The 12,019-nt window shown below is 66.2% G+C and carries 9 protein-coding genes; 7 read left to right on the top strand and 2 right to left on the bottom strand.

From position 1 onward, the window contains the following. Positions 1-43: 43 nt before the first annotated feature. Together ACE026_RS20405 and ACE026_RS20400 are read right to left on the bottom strand one after the other, a co-directional pair. Complete coding sequence (locus ACE026_RS20405; protein ID WP_486040669.1) at positions 44-3,070, bottom strand: TonB-dependent receptor; 3,027 nt, start codon at positions 3,068-3,070, stop codon at positions 44-46. 50 nt (positions 3,071-3,120) lie between these two features. Next, positions 3,121-4,605: a transglutaminase-like domain-containing protein gene (locus tag ACE026_RS20400; protein ID WP_486040668.1), complete on the bottom strand. Its 1,485-nt coding sequence runs from the start codon at positions 4,603-4,605 to the stop codon at positions 3,121-3,123. A 176-nt stretch (positions 4,606-4,781) separates the two neighbouring features. Between ACE026_RS20400 and ACE026_RS20395 the strand changes: the two genes are divergently transcribed. From ACE026_RS20395 to ACE026_RS20365, 7 genes are all read left to right on the top strand, one after another. Then, entirely contained in the window at positions 4,782-6,185 is a 1,404-nt protein-coding gene (locus ACE026_RS20395) for a C40 family peptidase (RefSeq protein ID WP_486040667.1), read from the top strand. Continuing rightward, entirely contained in the window at positions 6,186-7,295 is a 1,110-nt protein-coding gene (locus tag ACE026_RS20390) for a dipeptide epimerase (RefSeq protein ID WP_486040665.1), read from the top strand. Between the two features lie 10 nt (positions 7,296-7,305). Continuing rightward, positions 7,306-8,154, top strand: a complete 849-nt coding sequence (locus ACE026_RS20385; RefSeq protein ID WP_121042293.1) for a MurR/RpiR family transcriptional regulator — start codon at positions 7,306-7,308, stop codon at positions 8,152-8,154. Positions 8,155-8,172: 18 nt separating this feature from the next. Further along, a complete protein-coding gene (locus tag ACE026_RS20380) occupies positions 8,173-8,931 on the top strand; it encodes a L,D-transpeptidase family protein (protein WP_486040663.1) in 759 nt (252 codons plus the stop codon). Continuing rightward, entirely contained in the window at positions 8,928-10,229 is a 1,302-nt protein-coding gene (locus ACE026_RS20375) for an APC family permease (RefSeq protein ID WP_486040662.1), read from the top strand. The genes ACE026_RS20380 and ACE026_RS20375 overlap by 4 nt, the downstream gene beginning before the upstream one ends. A gap of 105 nt (positions 10,230-10,334) precedes the next feature. Further along, positions 10,335-10,682 carry a hypothetical protein gene (locus ACE026_RS20370; protein ID WP_486040661.1) on the top strand — a complete coding sequence of 116 codons (348 nt, stop codon included), beginning with the start codon at positions 10,335-10,337 and terminating at the stop codon, positions 10,680-10,682. 147 nt (positions 10,683-10,829) lie between these two features. Beyond that, complete coding sequence (locus ACE026_RS20365) at positions 10,830-11,984, top strand: PQQ-dependent sugar dehydrogenase (protein WP_486040660.1); 1,155 nt, start codon at positions 10,830-10,832, stop codon at positions 11,982-11,984. The last annotated feature ends 35 nt before the right edge of the window (positions 11,985-12,019 follow it).

Raw genomic sequence — 12,019 nt, 5'->3', positions numbered from 1 at the left:
CAGGTGCCGACTCATCGTCGGCACCGGCCACGTGCGGGCCGGATCAGAAGTTCCAGGTCACCATCAACTGCGTGTACCGCGGGGCCTGCCAGCGGGTGCCGGTGTTGAAGGTGTTCTCGCGCACCTGGCCCGGCTGGGCTTCATAACGCTGGTGCACGTTGATGACGGTCTGGTTGTTGAACAGGTTGTAGACCGACAGGCGCGCGCTCAGGTCAATGCCTTCCACCGGCAATCGCCAGGTGACGTTGGCGCCCATGGTCCAGGTCCACGGCAGGCGACCGAAGGCACCGCGCGGGCTGTACTCGAACTGGCGCTGGTTGTACGCACCCGAGCAGTTGGCCACGCACAGCCAGCCGGTACCGCCGCCGCTGCCTTCACTGGAGGTGCTGCCGCCAGCCACGGTGTCATTGGGCCACATCACGCCGAAGGCGGTGATCGGGCCACCGGACAACACCTGCAGCGTGGTGCCGAACGACCACTGCTCGTTCAGCGCGTAGGCGGCGCGGAACTTGAACTGATGGCGGAAGTCGTTGAACAACGGGCCATAGCGCTGGTTGTTGGACGGATGATCCCAGTGCTGGACCATGCCGGTGTCGCCGTAGTTGGTATCCGAATTGACCGGACCTTCGAAGTTGCCATCGCTGCGCGACCACAGGTAGGACGCGTTGAACAGCCACTTCTCATCCCACGCGCGATCGATCTGGAATTCCAGCGCCTTGTAGGTGCGCTTGGGCTTGGAATAGCCCACCACCTCCAGACTGCCTCCCTTACGGTAGCCATCCTTGGCGGTGTCGATGGTGATCCAGCCCTCGGTGGTGCAGCCGATGCTGGAGTCGCCCCAGATCGTCAGGCTCTCGCCCGGGTTGGCGATCGGCCACAGGGTGGTGCCCGTCGGGCCGCACGGGGTGTGGTTGATGCGCATGTCATCCAGCGCGCGGTCCATCTTGCGGTAGGTCGCGTTGACGCCCCACGACCAGGCCTGGTTGATCATCGTCTGGAAACCGAGGATGTACTCGTCCTGGTAGACCGCCTTCAGGTCCTTGTCCACGCTCTGACGCAGGTCGGCCGCGCCGGTGTTCATGCGGGTATCGACCGGGCCGATCTGCTGGCCGATGACCGGGGCCATGTACGGCGCGCCGGTGACCGGGTTGGCCTGCTGCTGCCAGCCGTTGAGCACGTAGTAGGAGTACTCGTCGGTAAGGCCGCCGGCGAAGTTGACGTTGATGTTGTTGGTCACCGGCAGGTAATAGCGGCCGGCGTTGCCGAACAGCTTGGTGCTGCCGTCGCCCTTCATGTCCCACGAGAAGCCGAAGCGCGGCGCGATCAGGTCGTCCATCTTGATGAAGGCGTCGCCATCGGCGGTGCGGTTCTCGAAGCGGTCCCAGCGCACGCCGAGGTTCAACATCAGGTTCGGGGTGATGTTCCAGATGTCTTCCAGGTAGAACGCGTTGGCTTCCGTCTCGAAGGTGCCGCCGGACACGCGGTTGCGTGCGCGCAGCATCTCGGTCACGCCGGCCGGCACATAGGCGTTGGCGCCATCCCACACTTCATCGCCGGGCCGGGCGACGTAGGCGGTGTAGCTGAGCTGGGTCGGCCCTGGGTAACGCGTGGACTGTTCGGTGGTCATCAGCTCGCGGTCAACACCGAAGCGCAGCAGGTGCGTGCCCAGCTGCCATTCGAAGTCCAACCGCGCGACTTCACGCGTGTCGTCGCGTTCGGCAACGGCGGCGCCGGTGGGATGGCAGCCCGGGCGCAGGCCGTTGAGCTTGCCCAGACGTGATGCATAGCTGGCATCGGTGAATACCGGGCTGCACGCTTCATCCAGCGAGGAGTTGGTGAAGGCGCGCTGGTTGTTTTCGCCGACCATGGCACGCGCGGTGAAGTTCTCGCCGAAGTGACCGGTATAGGTCGCCGACCAGTTCTTGCCACCGGTCTCGGTGACCGAATCGCCGCCCCACGCTCCGATCTGATCGTCATCCCAATCGTAGTTGTACGCGCCGTTGGTGATCTCGCCTTCATCGGAGAACGCCAGCAGCGCCAGGCTGTGGTTGTCGTTGATGTTCCAATCCAGCTTGGCGCCCCAGAAGCCGTTGTCGCTTTTGTTCTTGAACCAGCTCAGCGCGTCGGAGGAGGTGTTGTGGCCGGTGTCGTCGCGATCTTCATACATCGCGAACAGGAACAGCTTGTCCTTGATGATCGGGCCGGAACCCCAGACGTTGGTCTTCAGGAACGAGCTGTTGTCGCGGCTGGCATAGGAATGCGGCGTGCCGTCGCGGTGGAAATGGTCACGTGGGCTGGAGCGCAGCGCGCTCGGCTCGGCAGTGACTTCCACACCGCCCTGGAACTCGTTGGTGCCCGAGCGTGTCACCGCGTTGATCACGCCGCCGGTGGAGCGCCCGAACTCGACCGAGTAGCCACCGGTCTTGACCTGGAATTCGTTGAAGAAGCCGAACGGCGCGCTGGAGAAGCCACGACGGGTGTACATGTCGGTGACGTTCAGGCCGTTGATGAAGACCGCGTTCTCGGCCACCGAGGAACCGGCGAAGGACAGGCCACCGAACGAGGAATTGCCGCCGACCACACCGGGTGCCAGCAATGCCACTGCCGATAGATCCTGCGCCACGGGCAGGCGCGACAGCTCCTGGCGGTTGACGTTGAACGAGGTTTCGGTGGAATACACATCCACGCGATTGACCACGCGGGCACCGATCACCTGCAGCGCATCGAGGTTGACCACGTCGCCGCTGCTGGCCAGGTTGACCGTGGTGGTGCCGCCGACCGCCACGCTCACCGCGAACGGCTCGCCCAGCTTCTGACCATCACGGCTGAGCTGCAGCTGGTAATCGCCGACCGGCAACTGGCCCAGGCGGTAGCTGCCATCGGCACTGGCGGTGACCGTACGGGTCAGGCCAGTGCCGTTGCTGACCACCGTCACCTGGTCACCGGCAGTCGCACGGCCGGCCACGGCACCGCTGACGTTCTGTGCCGAAGCGCCCATCGGCACCAGGCTGCCCAGACACACGCCGAGTGCGGCGTACAACGCCGCACGCTTCAATCGATTTACGTTCATTCCCTGCTCTCTCCTGCAGATGTGGAATCGTGGATACCGCCGTTTACCGTTTACCGCTTGGCCCCCAGTGGCACCACGTGCGACTGGAAGTCGTAGTTCCATTGATCGAAGTACAGATTGCCGCCGGACCACTCGGCCTCACCGCGCTGCGAATCCACCGTGTCCGAGCGGACATGCTGCTTGGCCGGCACCAGCGGCTGGCCGTAGTCGTCGTTGAAGGCGATGCGGTAGGCATCCAGCCCGCCCAGGTAGAAATCGCGCAGCGCCGGCCGTGGGCTGTCCAGCCGCCCGGTGGTGACATCCATCGGCACCCAGCCATAGGGGGCCAGATACACCGCGCCCCAGTCGTGCAGGTTGTTGTAGCCGACCGCATCGTCCGAATACACCATGCCGGACTGCCAGCGCGCGGGAATACCGTTCAGGCGCAACAGGGCGATCAGCAGCAGCGTCTGCTGCCCGCAGTCGGCATGACCGGCGTGCAGGGCGTAATCGCTGATGTTGGAGATCGTCGCGTACTCGCGCGCACCGGCCCACGCAATGGCGTCCACCGCGTCGAACAGCTTCTGCACGATCCGGTATGGATCGGTCTCCGTCCCGACCACCTTCGCCGAGAACGCGCGCAGCGCCGGGGTGAACACGATGTGCGGCGCCTGCTCGGCGAGGTACGGCTTCAACGCAGGATCCTGCGGCGTGGGCTGGACCCTGGCCGGATCGACCTCGATATGCCGCGCGTACACAGTCACTGCGTAGCGGATCTGGAACTCCGTCGGCGTGCCGGCCACTGCCTTGCGCTCCAGGTAGGCGGTGCGCTGCAGCGCGGCTTCGGGCGCCACCTGCGCGCCGGCCGGCGTACTCGCCATCCAGGTGATGTCTTCCTGCTGGCCCGCAATGGCGCGCGGGTACGGAATCCACGCGCGGATGGTTTGCCCGGCAGGCACGGCGGCGGGCTTGACCACCAGCGACTGGGTCACCTCGACGCGGCGCGGCACCAGGCTGGTCGCGCCGGTAGCGCGGGCGGCGGCGACGATCTCCTGGTGGTGCGGGTGCAGATGCTCGTAAGGGCCATCCTTCGGCACCGGGGCATCGGGTGCGCGCCGGGCGCGTGCCTCCGCGCTGATCCGGAACAGGTTGGACGGCGCGCGTTTGAAGTAGCGGCGCTGGCCATCGATATCGAGGTGCTCGATCAGGCCGGCGGCGTCCCAGCGCGCGAAGTCGTCTTCGCGAAGATCGGGAATCTGCTTGCGCAGCTGCGCCTTGGCAGCCGCCGCATCCAGGGTGAAGTCCAGGCGCATGCGTCGCATCCGTTCACGCTCGAAGGCATAGGCCTGACGATCGGCTGCCGACAGGCTCGGATCCTGCAACGCCGCCGCGATGTCGGCCTCGGCCTGCGCGAACGCACCGCGGTCGATCCCGGCGATCACCGTCGGCAGCGCGGCCGGCGCAGCGGCCAGCCCCCACGGCGTTGCCAGCAGACCAGCGCACAGGCACCAGACAGCAGGCAGAGGCAATCGCGGTTTGCGCATCACAGGATCCACGGCGACACTTCCCAAGGTGCGGGTGGGGTAATCGCTGTGTAACACGGGCCTGATAGCCGGTCAATAATTTATTCTTGCTTTCGCCGAAAAAAGGAATAAATATTCCTACTGCTTCCGAGGAGGGTGATCGAGTGAAGATCCTGGCTTCCCCCCACCGCCCCGTGCGGTCCCGCTGGTTGTCGCGCACTTTACTGGCGGCGGTCCTTGCGACGACGCTGGCGCCGGCATGGGCCGAGGCGCCGCGTGCTGCGCCCGCCGCCGACTTCGGCGGGGTCATCGCCCTGCGCGAGGCGTATCTCGCGCCCGGCTTCTGGGCCGATCGCCTGCCCGATCCGGACCGCGTGATCCTCGATCGCGCGGCTATCGCCGCGCAGAACGCCCGCATGCGTGCCGAAGACGGCTCGATCCACGATCTCCGCACGCTGCCAGCGCAGCTGCCCCGCGAACAGGTGCTGGGCAGCATCCAGTCGCTGTCCACGTGGCCGGAGCGCACGCTGTACGGCCAGGATGGCAAGACCATCAGCGACCGGCAGCGCAGCGACACCGTGGCCAATCTCGCGCTGGAGGCGATACCGGCGCAGCGCCCCCTGCAGTACGGTCTGGTCACCCATCGTGCCGCGCTGCGGGCGTTCCCGACCGCGCTGCGGGTGTTCAGCAGCCAAGGCGATACCGATATCGACCGCTTCCAGGAGTCGGCGCTGTTCCCCGGCGACGCCGTGGCGGTGCTGCATGAAAGCGCCGACGGGCGCTGGCTGTTCATCACCAGCGAGCGGTATTCGGCGTGGATCGAGAAGCGCTTCGTGGGTATCGGTGACGCGGGCACCGTGCTCGGCTACGGTCAGCACGGTCCTTACCGGGTGGTCACCGGCGCCACGGCGTTCACCGCCTACACCCCCGAGGAACCGCGCGTATCGCGGCTTCAGCTGGACATGGGCGTGCGCCTGCCGGTGCTCGCCGGCTGGCCGCTGGAAAAGACCGTCAATGGCCAACAGGCCCACGCGGCGCATGTGGTGCAGCTGCCGGTGCGCGAACCCGACGGTCGCCTGGCACTGATCCCGGCGCTGCTGCCGCGTTCGCAGGACACCGCCGACGACTACCTGCCGCTGACCCCACGCACGCTGCTGACCCAGGCCTTCAAGTTCCTCGGCGAACGCTACGGCTGGGGCCACGATTACGACACCCGCGACTGCAGCGGCTTCGTCTCGGAGATCTACCGCAGTGTCGGCGTGCTGATGCCACGCAACACCAGCGCGCAGGCGATCAGCCCCGCGCTGGACCGCATCGCCTTCACCGCGAAAGACGGCAAGCCCACGCGCGAGGCCGCGGTAAAAGAACTGCAGGTCGGCGATCTGGTCTACATCCCCGGCCACGTGATGATGGCGATCGGCCATATCGACGGCCGTACCTGGCTGATCCATGACACCGCCGGCGGCGGCTGGATCGGTGCGGACGGCAAGCGCGTGCAGGCACATCTCAACGGCGTGTCGGTCACTCCGCTGGAGCCGATGATGGCCAGCGATACCGTGAGCTACATCGACCGCATCACCAACATCCAGCGCCTTCGGCCACAGAACCCCTGAATGAAGATCACCGACATCGAACTCGGCATGCTGCGCGTGCCGCTGAAGACCCCGTTCAAGACCGCGCTGCGCACCGTGGACACCGTTGAAGACGTGGTGGTGCTGATCCGTACCGACAGCGGCCACACCGGTTACGGTGAGGCGCCGGCGACGGCGGTGATCACCGGCGATACGCACGGCTCGATCATCGAGGCCATCGACAGCTTCATCAAACCGCGCCTGATCGGCGAGGACGTGGCCAACCTCAACCGGCTCTGCGGGCTGATCCAGACCTCGATGGAGCGCAACACCAGCGCCAAGGCGGCGGTGGAGATCGCGGTCTACGATCTGTGGGCGCAGCTGCACAACGCGCCGCTGTACCGCATGCTCGGCGGTGGCGACCCGGTGATCACCACCGACATCACCATCAGCGTGGATTACATCGACAAGATGGTGGCCGACTCGCTCTCGGCGATCGAACGCGGCTTCGAGTCGCTGAAGATCAAGGTCGGCAAGGACATCGGCCTGGACATCGAGCGCGTCAAGGCGATCCACGCCGCGGTGCAGGGTCGCGCCCTGCTGCGGCTGGATGCCAACCAGGGCTGGACCGCCAAGCAGGCCGTGCACGCGATGCGTGCGCTGGAAGAAGCCGGCGTGGTGCTGGAACTGCTGGAGCAGCCGGTCAAGGCCGCCGACATCAGTGGCCTGAAGTACGTCACCGACCGGGTCAACACGCCGGTGATGGCCGATGAAAGCGTGTTCAATCCCGGCCAGGTGTTCGACCTGATCCAGCAGCGCGCCGCCGACATCATCAACATCAAGCTGATGAAGACCGGCGGGTTGTCCAATGCGATCCGCATCGCCGACATCGCCGCGATCTACGGCGTGCCGTGCATGATTGGCTGCATGATCGAATCGAGCATCTCGGTGGCCGCTGCCGTGCACCTGGCCGTCGCCAAGAGCGACATCATCACCAAGGTGGATCTGGACGGGCCATCACTGGGCCAGTTCAACCCGGTCACCGGCGGGGTCAACTTCAACGAATCGGAGATCACCATCAGCAATGCGCCCGGGCTGGGCATCACAGAAGTACGTGGGCTGGAAATGATCACGCCGCGGCGGTGGTCCTGACACCGTGCCCATGCCGCCCCTGGTGAAAATCCGCTCCGAGCGTGACCACATGTCGGCGATCGAACGTCGCATCGCCGACTTCATCCTCGACAACGCCCACCTCCTGCGCGATTACTCGTCCCAGCAGTTGGCCAGTGCATTGGGGATCAGCCAGTCCAGCGTGGTCAAGTTCAGCCAGAAGCTCGGCTTCAAGGGCTACCCCGACCTCAAGTACTCCATCGGCGAGGCCGTCGCGCGCGCCGGCAATGACCCGCACAGCCGGCCACCCGCGCCGGAGGCGGCCGACGGCTTCACCCAGATCGCCGAGCGGCTGCGCGCAAGCAAGGCCGCCGCCGAAGAAGAAACCTGGCTGGCCAATCCACAGGCCGACATCGAAGCCATCGTGCAGCTGATCGACGGGGCGCCCAAGGTGTTCGTCTACGGCCTGGGCGATGACGGCCTGTACGCGCGCGAGTTCGCCATGCGGCTGTCGCTGCTCGGCATGCTCACCGTGCACCACGCCGATCCGATCCTGATGATGGCCAACCTCTCGGCCGCGCGGCCCGGGGATGCGATGCTGGTGTTCTCCGAGTTCGGCAAGCTGCCGCAGTTGTTCCAGCTGTCGCGCCAGTTCCAGGACATGGGCGGCAAGGTGGTCTCGATCACCCGCCACAGCGCCAACCCGCTGCGCGCGCATGCCGATGCCAGCCTGGTGCTGTGCGCCCACGACCCGGCGCCGCACGTGGCGCAACTGCTGTACCGTTCCTCATTGCAGTCCCTGCTGGATGTTGTCTTCGTCCTGCTGTGCCACGCCAACCCGGACCGCCACCGCCAGCTCGGGGTGAACCTGGAACGGATCGAACACCTGATCGACAGCTGATCCCTGGAGTCCGCCACGATGATGTCGCTGTTCCGTTCCGTCACCGCCGCCATGCTGCTGCTCGCCACCGCTCCCGTCTTGGCCACCCCTCTGGAGGGCAGCGCGCAGCTGGTCGTGGTCACCACCGAAGGCTGGGACGCCACCCAGGGCAGGCTGCAGGCTTTCGAACGCACCGACGCGGGCTGGCAGCCACATGGCGCCGCCTTCGATGTGGCCGTGGGCCGCAGCGGCAGCGCATGGGGTGAGGGACTGCATCCGGCCCAGGCCGGCACGCCGCAGAAACAGGAAGGCGACGGGCGCAGCCCGGCCGGAATCTTTGCGATCGGGCCGGCCTTCGGCTATGCGCCCGGCATCACCAGCGGCCTGCCCTACCAGCCGATGCGCGACACCAGCTACTGCATGGATGTGCCGGATTCGCCGTATTACAACCGCATCGTCGATGCCGAGGTGGTCGGGGCCGAGGCCGTGGAAGGCTCGACCGAGCCGATGCGGCTGGACCTGCACAACAAGGGCGACGTGCGCTACCGCGAGGGCTTCGTCATCGAGCACAACCCCAAGGCCACGCCCGGCCGTGGCAGCTGCATCTTTGCCCACCTGTGGCGCGCGCCCGGTGAGGCCACCGCCGGCTGCACCGCGATGGAGCCTGCGCACATGACCACGCTGCTGGCCTGGTTGAATGCCAGCGCGCGGCCGCGCTTCGTACTGCTGCCCCGCGCGGAGTACCAGCGCCTGCAGGCCGAGTGGCAGCTGCCCGTGCTGGCAGGGAGTGTGCATTGAGCACCGCGCCGCCGGATCCGCAGCTCGAACGCGCGGTCAGCCGTTGGCAGATCGTCGGCCTCTCGATCAACGATGTGATCGGCAGCGGCATCTACCTGCTGCCGGCCGCCACCGTTGCCCTGCTCGGCCCCTTCAGCCTGTGGGGCGTGGTCGCTGCCGGCATCGTGGTCGCGCTGCTGGTGCTCTGCTACGCGCAGGCGGCCAGCTACTTCGACGAGCCCGGCGGCAGCTATCTGTATGCGCGTGAGGCGTTCGGCCGGTTTGCCGGGTTCGAGATCGGCTGGATGATCTGGCTGACCCGGATCAGCTCGGCGGCCGCGCTCAGCAATGCACTGGCCGATGCGGTGGCACGCTTCTGGCCGTGGGCCGGGCATGACATCGGCCGCATCGCGATCATCGTCGTCTCGCTCGGTTTCCTCACCGCGGTGAACGTGGCCGGCGTGCGCTCGGCCGCACGCACCGGGGTCATCCTGGTGATCGGCAAGCTGTTGCCGCTGCTGCTGTTCGTGGCGATCGGCGTGTTCTACGTCGATACCGATCTGGCCTTCTCCGGCGTTCGCCCGGACCCGCACGATCTGCAGCGCATGGGCGAAGCCGCGCTGCTGCTGCTGTATGCCTACGCCGGCTTCGAGAACATCCCGGCCGCTGCGGGCGAGTACAAGAACCCGCGCCGCGATATTCCGTTCGCGTTGATCACCATGATCATCACCGTCACCGTGATCTACGGCGCGGTGCAGTTCATCGCGCAGGGCACGCTGGCCGGATTGGCCAGCTCGCCGACGCCGCTGGCCGATGCCGCCGCCAGCTTCGGTGGGCTCACGCTCGCCTTGATCCTGACCGTCGGCGCGACGATCTCCATCCTCGGTACCAACAGCAACACGATGATGATGGGCCCGCGCTTCCTGTTCGCCCTGGCGCGCGATGGCTACGGACCGAAGATCCTGGCGCAGGTGCACCCGCGCTTGCGCACACCGGCCGCGGCGATCATCGCGCAGGGTCTGATCGCGCTGGCGCTGGCCTTGTCCGGTTCGTTCGTGCAGCTGGCACTGTTGTCGATGACCACGCGCCTGTTCGCCTACATCGGCACGGCCGCCGCGGTGCTGGTGCTGGCGCGTCGTTTCCGTGATCGCCCGGGGGCACTGAAGCTGCCGGGTGGCCCGTTGATTCCGATCCTCGCGCTGGTGTTGTGCCTGGCCCTGTTCGCCAGTGCGAGCTGGCAGAACATCGCCGCGGCGGGCATCGCGTTCGCCGTGGGTGCGGTGATCTACAAATTTCCGCGCCGCGATCACCAGGGCTGAGCAGAGGCGCAGGTGAATGGCGCTTGATGTGTCATTCACCTCGCGGGTCCATGACGTTAACCCGGCTTTGGGTACGGTGAAACCTCACCCAACCGGAGCCAACACATGAGCACTGACTATCAGATCCCCGGCCGGGTGCCGGAAGACGGTGTCCCGCGCCAGGCCGTATCGGACTATTGGCGTGAGCGCTTTCCAAGCGAACCGTACTACGACAACAACCAGTTCTTCGATGATTACGAGCCCGCGTATCAACTGGGTCATCGCACCCGTGCCGACGACATGATCCGCGCATATGAAGAAGTGGAAGCCGAACTGCAGTCCCGTTGGGCGCAGGAACACGGCCAGAGCAAGCTGAGCTGGGAACAGGCCCGCAATGCCGTGCGCCGCGGCTGGGATGAGTTCACCGCGCTGCGCCAGGCACACCTGGACAAAGGCGTGCCGCGCGGCACCTGATCGCGCCTGTTTGCAGCGTACTGGCGCTGACGACAACGGCGGCCTTCGGGTCGCCGTTGTCATGTCTGCAGGACCTTTGGTCCACGCGGCGTTGATGGCCATGGTGTACAACAGGGGCTGGCCATCGCCTCCCCGACGGAGACTTCCATGACCCGCAAGCTGTTGCTCACCCTCGCCATCAGTCTTACCCCCGCCCTGTTCACCACCGCCTGCGTCGCTGCAGACACGGCCAGCCCGACTGCGCCCGTCCTCAAGAAGGCGCAGTGGCCGTTCGCGGCCACCGAGTTCGCCCGCTTCGACGAACCGTGGGCGATGAGCTTCCTGCCCGACGGCAGCCTGCTGGTCACCGAGAAGAAAGGCGCGCTGAAGCACTTCAACGTGCAGACCCGCAAGACCGCCACCATCACCGGTGTGCCCGAGGTTGCCTACGGCGGCCAGGGGGGCTTCGGCGATGTGCTGCCGCATCCTGACTTCGCGAAGAACCAACTGATCTATCTCAGCTACGCCGAGGAAGGCGACGGCGATACCCGTGGTGCTGCGGTGGCGCGTGCGCGCCTGGCACTGGCGGCCGATGGCAGCGGCACGCTGGAAGACCTCAAGGTGATCTGGCGCCAGACCCCGAAGGTCAGCGGCAAGGGACATTACGGCCACCGTCTCGCCTTTGGTCCGGACGGCAAACTGTGGATCACCTCCAGCGAGCGCCAGAAGTTCGATCCGGCCCAGGATATGAGCGGCAATCTCGGCAAGCTGATCCGCCTCAACGACGACGGCAGCGTGCCGGCCGACAATCCGTTTGCCTCGCAGGGTGGCGTGGCCGCGCAGGTGTGGTCGCTTGGCCATCGCAATGCGCTGGGCATCGCTTTCGATGCGCGCGGCAAGCTGTGGGTGCACGAAATGGGCCCGGCTGGCGGTGACGAGTTGAACCTGATCGAACGCGGTGCCAACTACGGCTACCCGGTCGTCTCCAACGGCAGCCATTACGACGGCCGCGACATCCCCGACCACGACACCCGTCCGGAGTTCGCTGCACCCAAGGTGACCTGGACCCCGGTGATCTCCCCGGCCGGTTTCATCATCTACAACGGTACGCAGTTCCCGGCGTGGAAGGGCAGCGGCTTCATCGGCGGCCTGTCGTCCAAGGCGCTTGTCCGCGTGGCCTTCGACGGCGACAACGCCCGCGAGGCCGAGCGCTTTGACATGGGTGAGCGCATCCGCGAGATCGAACAGGGTCCGGATGGCGCAATCTGGCTGCTGGAAGACGGCAGCAACGGCAAGCTGCTCAAGCTCACGCCGAAGGCCTGAGCCTTGGCAGGCTGGCCGGCGCATCGCCGGCAGCC

The organism is Stenotrophomonas sp. AGC87, assembly GCF_057333975.1.
This window is presented reverse-complemented; position numbering and strand designations above follow the sequence as displayed.